At 68.2% G+C, this 21,616-nt stretch carries 15 protein-coding genes; 10 read left to right on the top strand and 5 right to left on the bottom strand.

The features are described 5' to 3' along the window. Positions 1-139 precede the first annotated feature (139 nt). From coxB to ACFDSW_RS02230, 10 genes are all read left to right on the top strand, one after another. Positions 140-1,057, top strand: a complete 918-nt coding sequence (coxB, locus tag ACFDSW_RS02275) for a cytochrome c oxidase subunit II (RefSeq protein ID WP_375248655.1) — start codon at positions 140-142, stop codon at positions 1,055-1,057. Next, a complete protein-coding gene (gene ctaD / locus ACFDSW_RS02270; RefSeq protein WP_375248654.1) occupies positions 1,054-3,579 on the top strand; it encodes a cytochrome c oxidase subunit I in 2,526 nt (841 codons plus the stop codon). The genes coxB and ctaD overlap by 4 nt, the downstream gene beginning before the upstream one ends. Next, a complete protein-coding gene (locus ACFDSW_RS02265) occupies positions 3,576-3,977 on the top strand; it encodes a hypothetical protein (protein WP_375248653.1) in 402 nt (133 codons plus the stop codon). The genes ctaD and ACFDSW_RS02265 overlap by 4 nt, the downstream gene beginning before the upstream one ends. Further along, on the top strand, positions 3,977-4,537 hold the full coding sequence (locus ACFDSW_RS02260; RefSeq protein ID WP_375248652.1) for a cytochrome c oxidase assembly protein: 561 nt from the start codon (positions 3,977-3,979) through the stop codon (positions 4,535-4,537). The genes ACFDSW_RS02265 and ACFDSW_RS02260 overlap by 1 nt, the downstream gene beginning before the upstream one ends. Beyond that, on the top strand, positions 4,534-5,607 hold the full coding sequence (locus tag ACFDSW_RS02255) for a c-type cytochrome (RefSeq protein WP_375248651.1): 1,074 nt from the start codon (positions 4,534-4,536) through the stop codon (positions 5,605-5,607). The genes ACFDSW_RS02260 and ACFDSW_RS02255 overlap by 4 nt, the downstream gene beginning before the upstream one ends. Positions 5,608-5,720: 113 nt before the next feature. After that, the gene (locus ACFDSW_RS02250) at positions 5,721-7,793 is read left to right on the top strand and encodes a S9 family peptidase (RefSeq protein ID WP_375248650.1); all 2,073 of its coding nucleotides are present in this window, start codon (positions 5,721-5,723) and stop codon (positions 7,791-7,793) included. Positions 7,794-7,860: 67 nt separating this feature from the next. Next, positions 7,861-8,634 (top strand): GAF domain-containing protein, encoded by a 774-nt coding sequence (locus ACFDSW_RS02245; protein WP_375248649.1) that lies wholly within the window; start codon positions 7,861-7,863, stop codon positions 8,632-8,634. A 9-nt stretch (positions 8,635-8,643) separates the two neighbouring features. Then, the gene (locus tag ACFDSW_RS02240) at positions 8,644-9,393 is read left to right on the top strand and encodes an HWE histidine kinase domain-containing protein (RefSeq protein WP_375248648.1); all 750 of its coding nucleotides are present in this window, start codon (positions 8,644-8,646) and stop codon (positions 9,391-9,393) included. A gap of 31 nt (positions 9,394-9,424) precedes the next feature. After that, positions 9,425-9,799, top strand: a complete 375-nt coding sequence (locus ACFDSW_RS02235) for a response regulator (protein WP_375248647.1) — start codon at positions 9,425-9,427, stop codon at positions 9,797-9,799. Then, entirely contained in the window at positions 9,799-10,554 is a 756-nt protein-coding gene (locus ACFDSW_RS02230; RefSeq protein ID WP_375248646.1) for a Crp/Fnr family transcriptional regulator, read from the top strand. The genes ACFDSW_RS02235 and ACFDSW_RS02230 overlap by 1 nt, the downstream gene beginning before the upstream one ends. 80 nt (positions 10,555-10,634) lie before the next feature. Here the strand turns inward: ACFDSW_RS02230 and ACFDSW_RS02225 are convergent, their stop codons facing one another. The 5 genes from ACFDSW_RS02225 to ACFDSW_RS02205 all read right to left on the bottom strand — a co-directional run bounded on the left by ACFDSW_RS02225 (position 10,635) and on the right by ACFDSW_RS02205 (position 21,598). After that, positions 10,635-10,979 (bottom strand): MarR family transcriptional regulator, encoded by a 345-nt coding sequence (locus tag ACFDSW_RS02225; RefSeq protein ID WP_375248645.1) that lies wholly within the window; start codon positions 10,977-10,979, stop codon positions 10,635-10,637. A gap of 98 nt (positions 10,980-11,077) precedes the next feature. Next, a complete protein-coding gene (locus ACFDSW_RS02220) occupies positions 11,078-12,280 on the bottom strand; it encodes an HlyD family type I secretion periplasmic adaptor subunit (protein ID WP_375248644.1) in 1,203 nt (400 codons plus the stop codon). Next, on the bottom strand, positions 12,277-14,430 hold the full coding sequence (locus ACFDSW_RS02215) for a type I secretion system permease/ATPase (protein ID WP_375248643.1): 2,154 nt from the start codon (positions 14,428-14,430) through the stop codon (positions 12,277-12,279). Before ACFDSW_RS02215 ends, ACFDSW_RS02220 begins: the two co-directional genes overlap by 4 nt. Continuing rightward, positions 14,427-15,740, bottom strand: coding sequence for a TolC family protein (locus ACFDSW_RS02210; RefSeq protein WP_375248642.1), 1,314 nt, complete (start codon positions 15,738-15,740; stop codon positions 14,427-14,429). The genes ACFDSW_RS02215 and ACFDSW_RS02210 overlap by 4 nt, the downstream gene beginning before the upstream one ends. Before the next feature lie 122 nt (positions 15,741-15,862). After that, on the bottom strand, positions 15,863-21,598 hold the full coding sequence (locus ACFDSW_RS02205; RefSeq protein WP_375248641.1) for a BapA/Bap/LapF family large adhesin: 5,736 nt from the start codon (positions 21,596-21,598) through the stop codon (positions 15,863-15,865). Between the last annotated feature and the right edge of the window lie 18 nt (positions 21,599-21,616).

Raw genomic sequence — 21,616 nt, 5'->3', positions numbered from 1 at the left:
CGACGGGCGAGGGCGATCGGGTGCGCCGCGCGGCTGGCGCGCGCAGCAACATTTCGTCACCCCTCCACAAGGAACAAAGCGGCCGCGCCTGTCTTCTCTCCTTCATCTGGGGTTCATCTAATTGGGGCGGCGTCGCGGCGTGGCATCGGGGCGGCAATCGGCGTTCAGCACATTCGGTATCGAGGCAGCGACACTTGCCGGGCTGACATGGGTGATGGTCGCCGGGGCGATCGTGATCTTCGTCGGCGTCGCGATCCTGATGACCGTGGCGCTGCGATCACGTGGGGGCACGCTGTCGCACCGTGGTGGCATGCGGCTGATCCTGTGGGTGGGCGGTGTGGTGCCGACGATCGTGCTGTTCGCGCTGCTGGTCGCGACGCTGCCGCAGATGCGCCCGATCCGCACCGCGCCCGCCGACCTGCGTATCGCGGTGCAGGGCGAACAATTCTGGTGGCGGGTCGCCTATCGCCCGCCCGGCCAGCCGGAACTGATCACCGCCAATGAGATACGGGTGCCGGTCGGACGCAATGTCGTATTCGCGTTGCGCGCCGGCGACGTGTTGCACAGCTTCTGGATACCCGGGCTGGCGGGGAAGATGGATATGGTGCCGGGGCGTACCAACACGCTGGTGGTGCATGCCACCCGCGCCGGGCGCTTTCGTGGGCAATGCGCGGAATTTTGTGGCCTGAGCCATGCGCTGATGGCGTTCGACGTCATCGCGATGCCGCCGGGCGACTTCGACGCCTGGCTGGCGAGGCAACGCCGCGCGGCAACGACGACGACAGGGGAGGGGGCGCGCTTGTTCGCGGATTACGGTTGCGGGGGATGCCATCGCATCGCGGGGACGGCGGCGGCAGGGGCGATCGGCCCCGATCTGACCCATATCGGCGCGCGGCCGTCGTTGGGGGCGGGCACCCAGCCGATGACACGTGCCCATCTGGTTCGCTTCATCACGCAGGCGCCGGACGTGAAGCCCGGCGCGCGGATGCCCGCCTATCCGCATATGCCCGCACGTGACGCGACGCGGATCGCCGCCTGGCTGGAGGGCCTGCGATGAGCCTTCACGCGCAGGACGATATCGCGCTGCGCCGCGCGCAGGAGGATCGGTTGCGCGCGGTATGGGCGCCGCCGACCGGCTGGTTCCGCCGCTGGACCGACGTCAACAACAATCGCGTCGGCATCTGGTACACGCTGACGGCGTTCTCCTTCATGCTGTTCGCTGGCGTGCTGGCGTTGATCATGCGCACGCAGCTCGCCGCGCCCGGCAACGACCTCGTCTCCGCATCGACCTTCAACCAGCTGTTCACGCTGCACGGGTCGATGATGATGTTCCTGTTCGCCGTGCCGATGTTCGAGGCGGTGGCGGTGATCCTGCTGCCGCAATTGCTCGGTGCGCGCGACCTGCCGTTCCCGCGTCTGTCCGCCTTCGGCTATTGGAGCTTCCTGATCGGCGGCGTGTTCGTCGCGGGCTCGATCTTCTTCAACGTCGCCCCCGATGGCGGCTGGTTCATGTATCCGCCGCTCACCACGCGGACCGACCTGAGTGGGCTGGGCGCCGACATCTGGATGCTGGGGCTCAGCTTCATCGAGGTTTCGTCGGTGGCGGCGGCGGTCGAACTGATCGTCGGCGTGCTCAAGACGCGCCCGCCGGGCATGCGGCTGAACCTGATGCCGCTTTACGCCTGGTATATCCTGGTCGTGGCGGTGATGATCCTGTTCGCCTTTCCTCCGCTGATCGCGGGCGATCTGCTGTTCGAGATGGAGCGGTTGCTCGGCTGGCCGTTCTTCGACGCGGCGAAGGGCGGCGACGCGATCCTGTGGCAGCACCTGTTCTGGATCTTCGGCCATCCCGAAGTGTACATCGTCTTCCTCCCGTCGATCGCGTTGTTCGCGATGATCGTGCCCACCTTCGCCCGGCGGCATCTGATCGGCTATCCGTGGATCGTGCTGGCAGCGGTGGGCACCGCTTTCCTCAGCTTCGGGCTGTGGGTGCACCATATGTTCACCACCGGGCTGCCGAAGATCAGCCTGGCGTTCTTCTCCGCCGCGTCGGAAGCGGTCGCGATCCCCACCGGTATCCAGATCTTCGCCTTCATCGCGACCCTGTGGGCGGGCCGCGTGGTCTGGTCGACCCCGCTGCTCTACGCGGTCGGGTCGATCGCGATCTTCGTGATCGGCGGGCTGACCGGGGTGATGGTGGCGGTGGCGCCGTTCGACTGGCAGGCGCACGACACCTACTTCATCGTCGCGCACCTGCATTACGTGCTGATCGGCGGCACGCTGATCCCGCTGTTTGGCGGCCTTTATTATTACTGGCCGCTGATCACCGGCAAGAAACTGTCCGACCGTCTCGGCCGCAGCGCGTTCTGGATCCTGTTCGTCGGCGCGAACCTGACATTCTTCCCGATGCATTTCAGCGGATTGATGGGCATGCCGCGGCGCGTGTTCACCTATCCGGCGGAGCTTGGCATCGGCGGGCTGAACCTCGCCTCGACGATCGGCTCCTATGTGTTCGCGATCGGCGTGCTGATCGTGTGCGTCGATCTGGCGCGCAGCCCGTGGCGCGCCAAATCCCCACGCAATCCATGGCGGGCCGGCACGCTGGAATGGCTGGCGCATCCGGACGATGAGGATTGGGGCATCCGTTCGGTTCCGCTCATCACCAGCCGCTATCCGATCTGGGATCAGCCGGGCTTCGTCGAAAAGGTCGACGAGGGGCGCTTCTTCCTGCCCGACGCGGAGGAGGGCCGGCGCGAGACGATCATCACGACGGTGCTGGACGCGCGACCGATCCAGGTAATCCGTCTTGGCACCCCCAGCGCAAAGCCGATGGCCACCGCGGTCGCACTGGGAAGCGTGTTCATCCTGACCACCTATCACCTTTATTGGGCCGCGCTGGCCGGGGCGGTCGCGACGCTGGCGATGGTGCTATGGTGGTTGTGGACCGGCACGGGCGAGATCCCGGAAAAGGAACGCAAGGCGATCGGCCATGGGTTGACGGTGCCGCTCTATTGCTCGGGCGCGTCTTCCAGCGGGTGGTGGGCGATGTTCATCACGATGATGGCCGATGCGACCGCATTCTCCGGTCTGGTCTTCGGTTATTATTTCTTCTGGACGCGGCATACCGACTTCCCCCCCAGCGGCGTGGGGCTCGATGGGCCGGGCGCGTTCTGGCCGATGGTGGCGCTGGCGATCACACTGGCGAGCTGGGCGATGACCGTCGCCGCACGCGAGCTGAACGCGCGCGGCGGGGAACAGGCGGCGCGCGCCTTGCTGGCGGTCGGCGCACTGGCATCGCTGGCAGCGATCGGCGCCGGGCTTGCCGGGCCGATGCTGAGCGGGATGCAGCCGAGCCTGCATGTCTATCCGGCGATCGTCTTCACGCTGGTGGGCTGGACGGTGACGCACAATGCGATCGGCGCGATCATGCAATTGTATACATTGGCCCGCAGCATCGCGGGCAGGATGACCCCGCGTTACGACGCCGACATTCGCAACATCACCGTCTACCACCATTTCATGGCGCTGACCGCGGTGGTTACCTACGCCACGATCGGCCTGTTCCCGGGGGCAGCATGAACGGCGAACGCCTCACGCTGCGGCGGCGGCTGCACCGACGGATCCTCGCGCTGCGGGTCACGCTGTGGACGCTGATCGTGCCGCCGACGGTCTGGGCGGTGCATTTCATCTTCTGCTATCTGTGGGTAGCGGTCAGCTGTGCGCAGCTGGGGGCGTTTCCGCGCTTCACGATCGCCTTCATCGCCGGCACCGGACTGGCGCTGGCGATCATCCTGGCGTCCGGGGTCATCGCCTTCGTCCAGTCGCGCACCCCCGGCGATCCGCCCCCGCATGATGAGGGTACCGACATCGATCGGCTGCGCTTCCTCGCCACCGCGACGCTGTTGCTGGCGGCGTTGAGTTTTATCGCGGTACTGTTCACCGCCGCGCCCGCGCTGATGCTGACGGATTGCCGCTGATGCGCCGGGCGGGCTGGGCACTGGCGATCTTGTCGACGCTGCTGGCGTTCGCCGGGCTTGGCATGACGGGGCATATGGTCGCGCACATGATCGCGGTCGCGGTGGCGGCGCCGCTATTCGCATTCTCCGACGCTGGCCGCGCCCGGGTAGGGGCGGGCGCGCCGCTGGCCTGGGCGATGGCGGAGTTTCTGGTGGTGTGGAGCTGGCACGCGCCCGCATTGCGCGCCATCGCCGATCATTATGCGGTGGTGACGCTGATCGAGCAGGCATCGTTCCTGGCGATCGGCGTCGCATTATGGCGATCGGCGGTGGCGCAGCCTGCCGCCGGCGTGGCCGCGTTGCTGCTGACGTCGATGCACATGACGCTGCTCGGCGCGCTGATCGGACTGGCGGACCGGCCGCTCTTCGCGATGATGGCGATGCACGCCGCGCCCGGCCTCGATGCGCTTGCCGACCAGCAACTGGGCGGCGTGGCGATGCTCGTCATCGGCGGCGCCAGTTATTGCCTGGGTGGCCTGTGGCTGCTCGGTACGATGCTGAAGGAGCGTACACCGGCATGACGATCCGACTTACCTGGCAGCGGATCGTCGCCGGGGCGATCGCCATCGCGGCGGCGGGCATGTTGTTCGCATGGTCGGGGATATTCAACATCGCCGCCTCCTCCGGCCATTGGGCGATCACCAACTGGTTCCTGCACTGGACGATGCAGAATTCGGTCCGCACCCACGCCTTCTTCGATTCGCCGGAGAAGGTGATCGAGCGGGATGGCGCGTTGGTCAGCGCTGCCGGTCATTTCGCCGCCGCTTGCGCCACCTGTCATGGCGCACCCGGCCAGCGTCCGTCGCCGGTGATGCAGAAGGCGACCCCGCATGCCCCGCCGCTCACCGATGCGGCGCTGCGCGACAAATATTCCGATGCGGAATTGTTCTACATCCTTCGCCACGGGGTGAAATTCACGGGCATGCCCGCATGGGGCGCGCCGGGTCGCGATGACGAGATCCGCCGGATGGTCGCGTTCCTGCGGCGTTTGCCCGGCATGACTCCCGCCGAATATCGCGCGCTGAGCGGCACGGCGAAGGGCGCTGGAACGACTGGCACGCGGGCGCTGGGCGGCGACGTGCTCGCCGGTTGCGTCGCCTGCCACGGCGCGGACGGACGCGGGCGGGGACAGCCCGACATACCGATCCTCGGCGGGCAGGACGAACGTTACCTGCAACAGGCGCTGCTGCGCTATGCCAATGGCACGCGTGCCAGCGCGGTGATGGCGAATGCCGCCGCCACGCTGACCGCGGAGGAACGCCGGATGCTGGCGCGGCATTTCGCCGCGATGCCCGGCCTTGGCGATGGACCGCCGGCGGACGGCGACGCGCGAGCGCGCACGATCGTCGAACGCGGCCTGCCCGAGCGGCAATTGCCCGCCTGTGCGAGCTGTCACGCGCCGGGCAAGGCGCAGCCGGTGCTCGCCGGCCAGCGGGCCGGCTATATCGCCGCGCGGCTGCGTCACTGGCGCGGGGAGAAGGGCGAGATCGACGCGCGCCAGCCGCAGGACGCGATGCCCGTGATCGCTCGCCGCATCCCGGAAGACATGATCGAACCGCTCGCGCGCTACCTCGCGGGGGAGCGGCGCTAACGCCGGAGGGATGCACGACGGCCCTGCCTCGGCGGCGGCCGTCCATGCTTGCCCCTTGCGTCGCGATCGCGATCCGGCAAGGGCGGTGGCACGTCTGTTTGGGAGAGCCTGTCGTGCGCCGCACCATCGCCATTGTCGCCCTGTTGACCACCGCCGCCCCCGCGACCGCGCAGGTGCAGCCAACCGCCGCGCCGGTCGACGCGCCGTCGCGGACCTTCACGGGTGCCGACCTGTTCGGCCTGTCGATCGCCGCCGATCCGCAAATCAGCCCCGATGGCCGCCAGATCGTCTACGTGCGGCGCAGCGGCGATATCATGACCGATCGAATCCAGGGTTCGCTGTGGCTGATCGACGTCGCCAGCGGCCGGCAGACGCCGTTCGCGGCTTCGGGGTCCAGCCCGCGCTGGTCGCCCGATGGCACGCGCGTCGCCTATGTCGCGCCGGATGGCGAACGGTCGCAGTTGTTCGTGCGCTGGGTCGCCGGCGGTGAGTCTACGCGGGTAACGGCGCTGCCGGGCGATCCACATGCGCTGGCCTGGTCGCCCGATGGCCGCCGGATCGCCTATGTCGCCAATGTCGCGGGCGAACCGACGACGCTCGGCAAGGCGCCCGCCAAGCCCGCGGGGGCGAAATGGGCCGAGCCGCTGGAGGTGATCGATCGGGTCACCTATCGCAACGACGGCGCCGGCTATCGCAAGCCGGGGTATGATCATCTGTTCGTCGTCACGGCGGACGGCGGCGCGGCGCAGCAGCTGACCTATGGGCGGTTCGATGACGACGGCCCGCTATCATGGAGCGCGGACGGGCGCCGGATCGTCTTCGCCGCGATGCGCGGCAAGGACGCCGAGCGCAATGTGATGAATAGCGACATCTATGCGGTCGACATTGCCAGCGGCGCGCTGACGCAGCTCACCGATCGCGATGGTCCGGATGCGACGCCGCGCTGGTCGCCCGACGGCACGCGGCTGGCGTGGACCGGGTTCGATGACAAGCGTCGCGCCTATGAGAATATGCAGCTGTACGTCGGCGGTCGCGATGGCGAGGCGCCACGCCCGCTGACCGCGGGGCTGGACCGTTCGATCGAGGATGCGCAATGGGCCGGCGACGGGCGCCATCTGATCGTCAGCTACGACGATCATGGTCACCGCACGCTGGCGCGGATCGGGATCGACGGCGCGCGCCAGGTGTTGACCGACGCGGTCGCTGGCGGGGGGCTCGATCGCCCCTATACCGGCGGTGACTTTTCGGTGGCGCGTAATGGCGCGGTGGCGTTCACCGGCGGCGACGGCAGCGTGCCGGCGGACGTGTGGATATGGTCCGACGGCAAGGCGCGGCGGCTGACGCAGCTGAATGCGATACTGGCGTCCTCCAAGGCACTGGCGCCGGTTCGGCAACTGGCGGTGAAGGCGCCCGACGGCCGCGCGATCGATGCGTGGATGGCCGTTCCGCCGGGGGTGCAGCCCGGGCAGCGCGTGCCACTGATCCTCGAGATCCACGGCGGGCCGGCGGCGGCTTATGGCCCGTCGTTCGGCACCGACATGCAGCTTTATGCCGCGGCGGGCTATGCCGTCCTGTGGACCAATCCGCGTGGCTCGACCTCCTATGGCGCGGAATTCGCCAATCTGATCGACAAGACCTATCCGGCGCAGGACTATGACGATCTGATGGCGGCGGTCGATGCGGCGATAGCGGACGGGACCGCCGACCCCGACAATCTGTTCGTCACGGGTGGCTCGGGCGGCGGGCTGCTGACCGCGTGGATCGTCGGGAAGAACAATCGCTTCAAGGCGGCAGCGACGCAGAAGCCGGTGGTCAACTGGATCAGCGAGGCGCTCACGATGGACGGTACAATGTTCACCTCGCAATATTGGTTCGCGTCGAAACCCTGGGAGGATCCGCTCGGCTATTGGAAGCGCTCGCCGCTAAGCCTGGTGGGCAACGTCAAGACGCCGACGATGGTGGTCGTCGGCAGCGAGGATTATCGAACCCCGGTCAGCGAAGCGGAGCAATATTACGCTGCGCTGCAGATTGCGGGCGTCCCGACCGCGCTGGTGAAAGTGCCGGGGGCGAGCCATGGCGGGCTGGCCGCCCGACCGTCGCAATCCGCCGCGCGCGTCGCCGCGATCGTCGCCTGGTTCGATCGCTATCGCCAGCGCCCGAGCACCGGCACCGGTGCGAGCAACTGACCTAAGTTCTTGTCGAGAATGATTTTTTAAGGGATGTACCGGAGGATGCCGCCGAACAGGTGAGACGATGGAACAGCAGAACCTCGCGCTGATGGAGGCGATCGAGCGGAAGAATGCGGTGCTGGAGGGCATCAACCGCATCTTCGCCGAGGCCCTGTCGACGCCCTCGATCGAGGAACTGGGGCAGGTCTGCCTGGCGGTTGCCGAGGACATGACCGGCGCGGCGTTCAGCTTCATGGGGGAGGTCCATCCCCTTTCGGGCCGGCTGGAGGACCTTGCGATCAGCAAGCGCGGCTGGGCGGCGTTCACTGCCGACGATCAGCACTGGCCGGACGGCAAATTGCCGATGGGGCTGCACGTCAACGGCTTGCACGGCCGGGTCATCCTCGACGAATGCAGTCAGATTATCAACGATCCGGATCACCACCCCGATCGTATCGGCACGCCCACCGGCCATCCGCCGCTGCGCAATTTTCTGGGCGTGCCGCTGAAGCAGGACGGCCGCACGGTGGGGCTGGTCGCGCTGGCCAATCGCGGCGGCGGGTTCCGCGACGTCGATCGCGAGGCGGTCGAGGAGCTGGCACCCGCGATCCTGCAGGCGTTGCGCAGCAAGCGGGCCGAAGAGGCGCTGCGCGAGAGCGAGGAGGTGCAGCGACTGAGCATGCAGTTGATGCCCGCGATGCTGTGGCGCGCCTCCCCCGGCGGTATCGACGTCACCGCCAATCGGCGCTGGGCCGAACTGACCGGCCAGACCGACGAGGAAAGCGCGGCTGGCGGGTGGATAACGGCGCTGCATCCCGACGACCAGCAGACGGCGCAGGCGATCTTCGATGATGCTTAAGCCCGCGGCGTGCCGCTGGAGGTGCAACTGCGGGTGCGGCTGACCGACGCCACGTACCGCTGGTATCTGTTGCGGCAGGTGCCGGTGCGCAACGCCGCGGGGCAAATCCGCCACTGGTTCGGTGCCGGAATCGACATCCATGATCTGCAATCGCTGGAGGAACGCCAGCGTGTGCTGGTCGCCGAATTGCAGCACCGCGTCCGCAATATCCTGACCGTCGTCCGTTCGGTCTTCGCCCGGACGGTCGATACCGGCGGCACGCTGGAGGATGTCGCCGACCATTTCCGGGGCCGGCTTGACGCTCTCGCGCGGACGCAGGTGATCGTCACGCAGACCCCGTCCGGGGCGGTCGACCTCGAAAATCTGATCCGCGACGAATTGCTGAGCGTGGGGGCGAGTGACGGCCCGTCGCTGATGCTCAGCGGGCCGGACGTCTCGCTATCGTCCTCCGCCGCCGAATCGATCGGGCTGGCGATGCACGAACTGGCGATCAACGCGGTCAAATATGGCGCGTTGAAATTCCCGAATGCAACGCTCGACATTCGCTGGCAGGTTGATCTGGATTGTAGAGGCGCTCGCCGTTTGACCCTTACATGGACGGAACAGGGTGTGCCCGCAGTGTCAATTTCTCCAACCCGTCAGGGATTTGGCAGTGAGTTGATCGAGGAGGCGTTACCGTATCGGCTAGGGGCCGACACAAGGCTGGAATTCCTGGGCGGCGGTGTGCGCTGCTCGATCAGCCTGCCCTTGTCCGATTGAAGGACGCCGCTTGATCCAGGGACGTGTGACGATGCCTAGCCTAGCCGGGAAAAACATTCTGGTCGTGGAGGACGAATATTTCATCGCCTCCGATCTGAAGCGAGCGATCGGGGCCGCGTCCGCCACGGTGATCGGGCCGGTCAGCACCCTCGACGGGGGCCTGGCGGCGGCGGCGAGCGACGCGATCGACGCGGCGGTACTCGACGTCAATCTCAGCGGGGCGCTATCCTACCCGATTGCCGACCGGCTCACCGAAAGGAACGTGCCCTTCGTGTTCGTGACAGGCTATGACGGCTGGGCCATGCCGGCGACGTATCGCGACGTTCTTCGCCTTGCCAAACCATTTCCGCCCGGGGCGGTGTTGCGTGCGCTGGAGCGGTTGGTCGGCGATGGAGGGAAGGACTGATGCGCGTTGCGATGCATGTGCAGACCGCCGAACCGGCCCTCGTGCGGCTTTCCACGATCGGTGCGCTGGGAGCCGATGCGCTGGCGGCATTGTCCGACGCCATCGCCGATGCGCAGCCGGTGCGGGCGCGCCGTGAATTGATGAGCGAGGGACGCGAGATCGCCGAGCCGCGCCTGCTGGTACGCGGCTGGGCGGTGCGGGTACGGCTGTTGCCGGACGGCCGGCGGCAGTTCCTCAGCTTCATCCTGCCCGGCGATGTGATCGGTCTATGCGGTTTTCCGCAGCCGCTGGCGGTGTCGACGGTCAACGCACTGACGGATGTGACGACTTGCCCTCTGCCGGATCTCGCCGCATTGCCCGATCTCGCGACCGCCTGCCATGTCGGCCGTGCGATGGAGGAAGGCTATCTGCTGGCGCAGATCACCCGCCTGGGCCGCTATAACGCGCAGGAGCGGATCGCCGACCTGATGCTGGAACTGCACGAGCGGCTGACGCTCAACGGGATGACGCGCGATCGCTCTTTCGACCTGCCATTGACGCAGGAAACGCTCGCGGACGCGCTGGGGCTGACCTCGGTTCACGTCAATCGCATGGTGCAACAGGCCCGCCGCGACGGTGACCTGCAATGGAAGGGCGGCCGCGTGACGCTGCTCGATCCGCCCGCGCTGGCGCAGAAGATCGGGCGACTGCCAGTGCGGGTCAGCGCGGCGTTGACCCCGATCGAGCCGCGCCGTTCACCAACGGCGATGTTTTAAGGCCGGATTGCGGCGGCGATACCGCTTCGCCAGCATCGCACCGTCATGACCCGTGCCCGCGCGCGACATAGCGGCGGCGGTCAGCAAAGCGGGTGCGGCCGGAAGGATGTCGGCCGGCCATGGTCTGGTGCGGACGGCGTGACGTCGTCGTAGAGGTGCCCCAGCATCGCGGTCATCGCTTGATAGCCGCGCGCGGTCAGCCGGACGCGAAAGCGCCGGTGATCGTCGCTGTCGATGTGCCGCTCGATCAGCGCGCTCGCCTGAAGCCGATCGAGCCGCCGCAGCGCGCTGGCGTGGCTCTCACCCGACAGCGCGACCAGGTCCTTGACGAACAGGGTCTCGCCGGTTTCGGTCGCGATCAGCAGCTCGATCATCATGTCCCAGGCCGGGTCGATCAGCAGCCCCGGTGGGAGTAGCGGGCTCATTGCCGCACGAAGTTCGCGCGCCTGACGCGCGCGACGCAGGATGCGGTTGCCGGGATGGGTTGCGGTTCCGATCGTTTCCTCCTCAGATTCCGGCCGCGTTATCGTTCGCGTAGCGCTTCCTGCGCACGATTCAGCGGTTTCAGCAGATATTGCAGCACGGTCTTGCTGCCGGTGTGGATGTCGACGGTCGCGACCATGCCTGGTGTGATCGGGAACCGGCGGCCGGCCTTGTTGGTCAGCGCGTCGGCGGTGGTGCGCACGAAGACGCGGTAATAGAGAAGCTCGGGCTTCACCTCGTCGCGGATCGTGTCGGGCGAGATGCTGGTGACTCGCCCGTCGAGCCCGCCGTAGATCGCATAATCATAGGCGCTCACCTTCACCGTGGCGTGCTGGCCGGGGTGGATGAACGCGATATCGCGCGGCGCGATGCGAGCCTCGATCAACAGGCGATCGTCCAGCGGCACGATCTCGATCACCTTGCCGTTGGGGGGCACGACGCCGCCGATCGTCGACACCTCGATATTCTTGACGACGCCGCGCACCGGGGAGCGCAAGGTAAGGCGCTGCAGTGTATCCGAACGGCCACGGATCACCGGCGCCAGTGCCTCGACCTGCTCGTTCGCCTTGGCCAGATCCTGTCGGGCCTCGACCATATATTGCGAGCGCAGATCGGCCTTTTTCAATTCCAGATCGGCGCGCTGCCGCCGCAGGCGCAGCACTTCGACGTTACTGGCGGCGCCGACCGCGATCAGCGATTCGCCGATGCGCAATTCCTTGCCGACCAGATCGAGCGCCTCGTTGGTCAGCCCCAGCGACGCCTGCAGGCTGCGCCGCCGCGTCTCGTACAGCCGCCGCTCGGCGGCGACGAGATCGGGATAGCGGTCAAGCTCGGCGGGGAAGGTCAGCGGCGTGCCATTGGCCTCGGCGCGCAGCCGTGCCTCGCTGGCCAGCGCGGCGCGATATTTGGCGGCACTCTCCTCCACGGTCGAGCCCGCCTGCGTCGGATCGAGCTGCGCCAGTATCTGTCCGGGGCGGACGATATCGTCCTGGCGGACCAGCATCTTCGCGAGGATGCCCCCCTCCAGGGATTGCAGCACCTGCTCTCGACTGGTCGGCACCACGCGCCCGGTGCCGGTCGCCACCTCGTCCAGGCTGGCGAACCACGCCCACGCCAGCGCGATCGCGATCAGGCCGGACAGCAGCCAGATCATTCGCCTGGCGGCCCGTATCGTCCGCGTGCCGCCGTCACCGAACAGATAATCGTCGTCGTCGCGACCGGAACCGAGGGCGATCGCGCTCATGCGGACGCTCCGCCGGCCTGGCGCATCGTGAAGAGCGCGTCCGCCTTGGGTTGATCGAGGACGATCGTGCCGCCATCGACGACGATGATGCGGTCGACCGCCTCCAGCATGCGCGTCCGATGCGTCGCGACGATCAGCGTGCGGCCGCGGCTCCATCCCTCCAGCTGGCTGATGAAATGGCGCTCGGTGGCGTCGTCCATCGCGGCGGTCGGCTCGTCGAGCAGCGCGACCTGTGGCTGGCGCACCAGCAGTCGCGCCAGCAGCAGCGCCTGGACCTGCCCGCCCGACAGGCCGACGCCGCCTTCCTGAACGGGATGGCCAAGGCCGTCGCGCAGGCGGCGGACGAACCCGTCCGCGCCGACCATCGCCAATACCGCCAGGATGTCGCTGTCGGATGCGCCGGCCGCGCCGAGCGTCAGATTCTCGCGTAGCGTCCCGTGGAACAGGCGGCTGTTCTGCGTCAGCAGCCCGACGTCTCGGCGCACGTCCGCTGGGTCGATATGGTCCAGCGCAAGGTCGTCGAGCAGCACTTCGCCCGACAGCGGCTGGAGCAATCCGGACAGTCCCTGCAACAGCGTGGATTTGCCCGCGCCGTTGCGGCCCAGCAGCGCGATGCGCTCACCAGCGGCAATCTCCAGCCGGGGCACGGTCAGCGCCGGCACCGCCTCGACCGTGCCATAGCCGAACGCCGCATGGCGGAGCGAAAAGCGGCCAGCGACCGCGGGCAGCGGAATGCGATGTTCGGCCTCCGGCTGGTCGACCGGCAGCGCCATGATCTGGTTCAGGCTGCCCATCGCGACGCGGGCGTGCTGCCACCGGCTGAGCAATTGCGTGACCTGCGCCATCGGCGCCATCATCCGCGAACCCAGCATCGACGTCGCGACCAGCACGCCGGTGGTGATGTCGCCCGCGATCACCATTGGCGCGCCGACGAAAATGATGGCCGCATAAACGCCGTTCTGTACGTTCTGCGTCCACGTCGTCAGCGTCGCGGTCATCGATCGCAGCCGCAGCTGCGCTTCGCCCGCGACGGCGTTGTAGTGGTTCCATTGATGCTGAAAGCGGTCCTCCGCCTGCAGCGTCTTGATATCCTCCAGCCCCTGTACCGCCTCGACCAGCATCGCGTTGCGCAGCGAGGATTCGCGCATCGATTCGGTGGCCAGCATGCGTAGCCGCCGCTGCGCCAGCAGGCCGGGCAGAATGAGCAGTACCAGCGCCACCATCGGCACCAGCGCGAGCGCTCCGCCGATGTACCACAGCAGCGCCAGGAACAGCAGGAAGAACGGCAGATCGGCGACCGCCGCCACGGTGGTGGAGGTCAGGAGATCGCGTACCTGATCGAGGTCGCGCAGCTGCGCGATGAACGTGCCGGTCGATGGCGGCCTGGCGCGAAGCCGGACGCGCAACGCATGTCCGAAAACGAGATCCGACAGCCGCAGATCGGCGCGCTTGCCAAGCGCATCGACGATATCGGTGCGCAACCGCCGCAGCAGGAAGTCAAAGGCGATCGCGATCATCACGCCGAGGAACAGGATCGTCAGTGTCGGGATCGATTGTGCCGGAACGACGCGGTCGTAGACCTGCATCGAGAACAATACCCCGGCGAGGCCGAGGCAGTTGGTGACCAGCGATGCGATCATCACATGGCCGTAGGTCGGCGCATCACGCAACAGGATCCGCCGCAGCCAGTGATCGCGATAAGGCCGGATATAGGTGTCGACGCGCACGTCCGGGGTGGAGCGCATCGGACGCGGCAGGAGAAGCGCGGTGGCGGCGGCCCGCAGCCCCTCGAGCGGAATATGGCTGCGGGCGCCCTCGTCGCCCGCGAAGGCAAGCGCGGCGCAACCGTTGGCATCGATCGCCTCGATCATCGCGGGGCCATCGCCGTCCAGCACGACGATCGCCGGCAGCCGCCAGCTGGTCAGCCGGGTCGTGTCGAGCGGAACGAAGCGGATGTGCATCCCGCAGGCACGTGCCACGGCACGGATGCGCGCTTCGCGATCACCGCTCCTGTCCCAATTGGCGGCCAGACGCGCCCGCTGCTCGGATACCGGCAGGCGATAATGCCGCGCCACGCGCGCGAAGATGTCGAGCCACGCATCCACGTCATTCGACAGCCGCCGGTCGGGCATGAGCGGCTGGGCGGTCACAGCGTCACCCCGCGCAACGACGTGCCGGACAAGCCCAGGGCAGCGCGCGCGTATCCCGTCAGATACATGCAGTCGAGTTCGAGCCGGCGCAGATCGTGGATCGTGTTGATCGCGTCGAGCCGCACCTGATACAATTCCTGTTCGGCGTTCAGCAGATCGACCAATGTGCGGGTGCCCATCTCCAGATATTGCAGACGATACAGCCGGCTGGTTTCCCGCATGCTGCCCTCGCGCGTGGCCAGGGTGGCGATGATGCTGGTCAGGCTGACGATCTGGCTTTGCGCTTCGGCCAGTTGCTGTGCGCTGTCGTTGCGCGCGCGGAGCGCGGCGGCGCGGGCGGCGGCCAGAGTGTAGTTCGCGCCGCGCACCCGTGCGCGGCTGACATTGCCGCCGAAGACGTTGCCGGTCAGGCGCAGGCCGAGGCTGTAGATGCTGCTGCTGCCGAGCGGCTGCGCGACGTCGGTCGAGGCATCCGCGCCAACCGCGATCGTCGGCAGTCGATCGGCGCGGCGGCCACGCAGATCGGCCTCCGCCTGCTCGACCCGCGCATCGGCCGCCGCGACGGCGGGAACATCGGGCCAGTCGGGCATCGGGCGCGCGCATGCCCGCATCAGCCAGTCGGGCACATCGCTGTCGATCGCGCCCGGCGGCCGGTCCCGCCCGATCAGATAGGCCAGATTGCTCGCCCAGCGCCGCTGCGCGATCTCGGTGCGTTCCAGATAGGCGACCGCCGCATCCACGCGGCCCTGCGCCTGCAAGGCGTCCGATCGCGTCGCGGCGCCCAGCTTCGCGCGCTCGCTGACCAATGTGCCGATCTCCGCCACGCTGTCACGCTGTTCTTCGGCGACGACCTTCAGGGCCGCGGCGCGCTGATTTTCGATCACGGCGGCGCCCGTATCGCGGATCAACTGATCGATGGTTTGCAGCAATTCCTCGCGGCCCACGCGGGTGCCTGCACGCGCCGACGCGACCGCGCTCGATACCTTGCCGAAATCGAACAGCATCTGCGACGCGCCCAGCTCCGGGCGCGGCCGCCAGGTGGTGCTGACCCGGCTGTCGTAACCGCTGCCCAGCCCGGCGGTGATCTGCGGCAAGTAGCCCGCGCGCGCCACGGCAACGTCTTCGCCGCGCGCACCCAGCACGCCGGTCGCTTCCGCGACTGCCGGATGCCAGCGGACCGCCTCCCGGGCGGCCTCCTCAAAGGTTAACCGACCGTCGCCGCTGTTTGCCTCCCCGTTTGCGAAACCGGCCGCCGTGGTGGTAAGCACCACCACGGCGGCGATATGCGCAATAACCCTCGATCGTCTCATGTCACGCCCATCCTCCCTGCAGGCAGTGCTGAGTTGATCGCAGCCTAGATCAATGGCTTATCGAAGCTCAAGTCCATAGAACGTGCATCGTAGTGATCTATGTTACGAGATATAGTCTTTTATCACTGCTGTGGCATTGTTGACAGGCGATGATGCTCATCATTGTCGGAAGTGACCAGATACGAGAGACTGTCGGGACTGGCGGAATTTAGCGGAATCATTTTGGCTGAATCCACTTCCTTCACCATATCGGTGGAAGAACCGCCGTTGTTGTTTCCATTTTGGTCGAGATAATTGCCCAATACCTCTTCGATCGTTCCCTGTCCTTCGAACAAGGTGTAGCCGGCCGGGACGGTATCCTGGGTGTTGAGATGTGGTGCCTGTTCCGGGGCGGCGGCCAGCAACGTCTCCAGAATCGGCACTTCGTCAGACGGGGCGAGGCTCATGGACGTCATCGCAGGGCCCGCCGCCGCCACCGCCACGCCGTCCGCGGGCACGTCGACGATGATGTTCAGCGCCGCCGTCGCGATCGTGCCATTGGGTTGTAGTAGCTGATAGGTGAAGCTGTCGGTCAGGTCGGTCGCCGAATAGGCGAGCGTTGCGCTGGGCTGATAGGTATATTGCCCAAGTTCATCGATCGTCAGCGTGCCGTATCGTCCGGCCAGGGTGACGGGCGTATCGCCGATCTCCGCGAAGCCGGACCCCTGATCCACACGGATTGCCGCGAAGCTGGTATGGGGGTCGTCGTTCGCCAACAGGTCGCCTTGCGCGATCGTCGCACCCGATAGCTGATAGCGATCCAGATAAGTGACCGTTTCGCCCAGCGTCACATTGGTGGTGTAGCCGGTGCCGAGCGAATTGCTGTTCGAAACGGTGTAGGTGTAGGTGCCCGCCGGCAGATCGTCGAGGGTCAGCGACGCGGTCGAACCGAGCAGACCGGACCGGGTTACGTTACTGACGACGTTGCCGCCCGCATCGCGAACGGTGAACGTATAGCTCGTCAGCACGGCGGGTAGCAGGCCGGCGCTGGTGCTGTTCGCGTACAGCGTCACATCGGCGGTGGTGCGTGTCGCGACGGTGAAGCTGTCGCCGCCCGAGCCGGTGCGCGGCGCCAACACCGCGGCCGGCGAGACGAAGCTGAACTCCGCCACCGGCGCGAAGGTCGCGGTGACATTCTGATAGCTGACGCGCGCGATCGCGCTGTCGTCCAGCGCCAGCGGCGCGCCGGTGATCGCGGGGCTGCCGATCGCGATCGACAGGGTGGCGCTTTCCAGTTCACCGTCGCTACGGTCGATCAGCGTGTAGGTGAAGCTGTCGGTCTGTCCGATCGCGCTGGCGGCCGCGGCGGGCGTATAGCTGTAGCTGCCGTCAAGATTGATCACCAGCGTGCCCCAATTTCCCTGCACGCTGGTGCCGTCGGCCACCAATGCGGTGGATACGCCGTTGACGGTGATGCTGCTGACCTGGGTCTGCGGGCTGACGATATCGACCGCCCCGGCGGGGCCGGGATCGGTGATGACGTTGCCGCTCACCGTCTCCGCCTGGACGGACCCGATATCGGTATAGTCGAGGTCAGTGCCGCCGACCGTCAGGCTGCCGAGCACGCCGACGCCGACGCCCTGAAAGGTGACAAAGGCCCGGTACGACCCCGGTGGCAGGGTTTCCTGCGCGACCAGATCGCCGTTGAGCAGCCCGACGTCGAGGATCGACGCCTCCCCGGTGCCCGATACAGCGACCCAGTTCGCACCGTCGAACCGCTGCACCACGACGCTGTAGTTCGATCCCACCCCGATATCGACCGTCGCGCCGTAGGTGAAGCTGGCGTCGAACTGATGCCCCTCGCGCACCGTGAAGGCGACGTTGGGGATCGTCAGCACCTGAGCCTGCAGATCCAGTGCACCGACCGATACGAGCGCCACATAACCAGCACTGCCGGCGTTGACGGTGGTGCCGACCGGCAGCAGCGTGATCGCCGCGCTGTCGTTGTTGTCGAAGGCACTGATATCGAATGGCGCGACGATGGTGCTGCCAGGCGAACGGTTGCCCGCCTGATCGGCCTGCACCACCGAGAGCGTCGCGCCGGTCAATTGCGCCTGGCCGAGCGTGATCGCGAAGCTGCCGTCACCCGCGACGACCCCGCGACCGATCACCGTGCCGCCGGTGTCGCGAACCTCGACATCGGCGTTCGCCTCCCCATTGCCCGTCAGTGTCGCGCCGTTTGCGCTGACGGCGAGATTGGTCGGGGCGGCGGGCGGCGTGATGTCGGGTGCGAGCAACGCCAGCGGCGTGCCGAGGTTGCCCGCCGGGTCGCGCTGCGCGGCCGACAGCGCCTCACCATTCGCCTGCGCGGGGGTGAGCGTGACGACGTAGGACCCATTCGCACCGACCACCGCGCTGCCCAACGCCACGCCGCCCGCGGTGGAGACCGTCACGGTCGCTCCCACCTCGCCGCTGCCGGTGACGATCGTGCCGTCGGGGGCGACGCTGGCGGTCAGCCCGACCGGCGCGGTCAGGTCCGGCGCGACGAGCGGCACCGGCAGCGACAGATTGCCGCTGCCATCCGCCTGCCGCACCTCCAGCAATTCGCCGTCGCGCTGCGGGGTGGTCAGCGTCACCAAGAAGACGCCATTGCCGTCGACCAGCGCGGTGCCGAGCGATGCGCCGGTCGCGTCGCGCACGATGATCGTCGAGCCGGAGACGCCGGTTCCGTCCACCGTCGTGCCATCCGCGCTGATCGAGGCGATCGGCGCGGGCGGGGCGGTGCCGTCGGGGGCGACGACGATGGCGGGCGGCGACGGGTTTTGCGCCGGATCGGTCTGCACGACCTGCAGCGCTTCGCCATTGGTCTGCGGCGTGGTCAGGACGACGCTGTAGCTGCCGTTCGCGGCGACCAGCGCGGAGCCGAGCGCCTGCCCGCCAGCGCCGATCACCGTCACCGTCGCACCGGCTTCCCCGGAACCCGTCACGCGCGTGCCGTCGGCGGCGATGAACGCGATCGGCGCGGCGGGGGCGGTGATATCTGGAGCGGTCAGGTTGGCGGCGGGCGATATATTGCCGGTGCCGTCGACCTGCCGCACCGTCAGCGCCTGGCCGTTCGCCTGCGCGGTGGTGAGCGGCAGGCTGAAGCTGCCGTCACTCGCGACGACGACCGAGCCGAGTGGCTGGCCGCCCGGGCCGGTCACCGACAGTGTCGCGCCGGCTTCGCCCGTGCCGCTGATTGTGGCCCCGTCGCCCGTGATCGACACGACCGGCGCGGTGGGCGGCGTGGTGTCGGGCGCGGTCAGCGGCAGCGCTGGCGAGATGTTGCTGGCCGCGTCGAGCTGTACGACGGTAAGCGCCTCGCCATTGCGCTGCGGCTGGGCGAGATTGATGATGTAGCTGCCGTCCGACGCTACCGTCGCGGTGCCGAGTGCGTTGCCCTGCGCGTCGCGCACTTCGATCCGTGCATTCGGCTCACCGGTGCCGGTTACCGTCACGCCATCGCCCGCGATCGCGCCGGTCGGAAGCGCCGGCGCGGTGATGTCCGGGGCGGCGACGGTGACCGTAGGGGAGGTGTTGCCCGCTGCATCGGATTGCGACAGCGTCAGCGACTGGCCGTTCGCCTGCGCGGGTTGCAGCGGGGCGGTGAAGCTGCCGTCGGCTGCGACGGTGGCGCTGCCGATCGTGGCGCCCTGCGCGTCCCGCACCGTCACCCTGGCCCCCGCCTCGCCCGTCCCCGACAGGCTGGCGCCGTTCGCGGCGACGCTGCCGATCGGGGTGAGCGGCGCGGTGGTATCGGGGGCGACGATCGCGATGGCGGGGGAGGGATTGCCCGCCGCATCCGTCTGTACCGCGGTCAGCGTCTCGCCATTGCGCAGCGGCGGATTCAACGGCGCGGTGAAGCTGCCGTCCGCGGCCACGATCGCGACGGCGGCGGTCATGCCGGCGGCATCGGTGACCACCAGCCGCGCGCCGGGTTCACCCGTACCCGCGATGATCGTGCCATTGGCGGTCACGTTGGCGATCGGGGCTGCGGGAGGCGTGCTGTCGGCGGCGGTGATCGTCACCGGCGCCGATATGTTGCCCGTGGCATCGCGCTGCGTCGCGGACAGAGCCTCACCATTGCGCAGCGGCGTGCCGAGCGTCGCCGTATAGGTGCCGTCGGCGCCGACGTTCGCCGTACCGATCGTCGCGCCATTCGCGCCGGTGATCGTCACGATCGCGCCGGCCTCGCCGCTGCCGCTGACGGTCACGCCGTCCGCCGCCAGCGCCAGCGTGGGGGCGGCCGGGGCGGTGATGTCCGGCGCGGTCAGCGGGACGGCCTGAGAGCTGTTGCCGGCCGGATCGACCTGGACGACCGTCAGCGCCTGACCATTGGCCTGCGCTGGCGCAAGCGGCACGCTGTAGCTGCCGTCGGCACCGACCAGCGCAACGCCCAGCGGGCCGCCATTGGCATCCGAGACGCGCACCGTCGCGCCCGGCTCACCCGAGCCGGTGATGGTCGTGCCGGTGGCATCGACCGTGGCGGTCGGCAACGCGGGCGGTGTGATGTCAGGCGCGGAGAGGCTGATCGTCGGCGAGATCGCGCCGGCACTGGTTGCCTGTTGCGCGGTCAGCGTTTCGCCGTTCGCCTGTGCGGGCGATAGCGCGGCGGTATAGCTGCCGTCCGCGGCGACCAGCGCGCTGCCGAGCGACGCCCCGGCGGCATCGCGGATCGTCACCGTCGCGCCCGCCACGCCGGTGCCGGTGACCGTCCCGCCATCGCCGCTGATCGCCGCGGTCGGCGCGGGCAGCGTCGTCAGGTCGGGCGCGACGACATTGGTGGCGGGGGACAGATTGCCGGCGGCGTCGGCCTGCGTCACCGACAGCGTCTCGCCGTCGATCCGTGCCGGGGTCAGCGTCGCGCTAAAGGTGCCGTTCGCGGCGATCGTGGTAGTGGCGATGGCGGTTCCCTGCGGATCGCGGATGGTGACGATCGCGCCGGCCTCGCCGGTGCCGGTGATCGTCGCACCATCGCCGCTGAGCACTACGACGGGCGCGGCGGGTGGTGTGTTGTCGGGGGTAAGAATCTGTGTCGCGAGCGAGGTGTTGCCCGCGCCGTCGCGCTGGGTCACGGTCAGTGGTGCGCCATCGATCCGCGCGGGCGACAGCGCGACCGCGAAGCTGCCGTCACCCGCGACCAGCGCGGTGCCGAGCACGGCGCCCGCCGTATCGCGCACCGTGACGGTTGCGCCTGCCTCGCCGGTGCCGGCCACCGACAGGCCGTCACCGGCGACGCTGGCGACCGGTGCGGCGGGCGCGGTGATGTCGGGCGCGGTCAGCGGTATCGCGGCGGACGGATTGCCCGCTTGATCGACCTGTACGACGCCGAGCGTCTCGCCGTTCGCCTGTGGCGGGGTCAGCGTCACCGCATAGGCGCCGTTGGCGCCGGCGACCGCCACGCCGAGGACGCCGCCGGCGGCGCCGGTGACCCGCACCGTCGCACCCGCCTCGGCGGTGCCAGTGACGATTGTGCCGGTCCCATCGATCGCGGCGGTGGGGGCGGCGGGGGCGGTCAGATCGGGCGTGAGCGCATCGGTCGGCGGGGATTCGCGGCCGAGCGTATCGCTTTGTGTGACGTGGACGATTGCCCCGTCGATCCGCGGCGGCGTCAGCGCGACGGTGTAACTGCCGTCAGCCGCCGCCGCGCCGGTCGCGATGATCGCTCCGGCGGAATCGCGCACGGTGATCGTGGCGTTGGCGCCGGCGGTGCCGGTCACCGCAGCACCATCGGGCGAGACGCTGGCCACCGGCGCATCGGGATGGTCGCCGACCACCAGATCGGGCGCGATCGCGATCGTCGTGGGCGACAGATTGCCTGCCGCGTCACGCTGCGTCACCGCCAGTCGCTCGCCGTC

The organism is Sphingomonas sp. (assembly GCF_042091075.1).
In the GTDB taxonomy this organism is placed as follows: Bacteria; Pseudomonadota; Alphaproteobacteria; order Sphingomonadales; family Sphingomonadaceae; genus Sphingomonas.
Note: the sequence above shows the minus strand (reverse complement) of the source record. Positions and strands in the feature narration are given on the sequence as shown.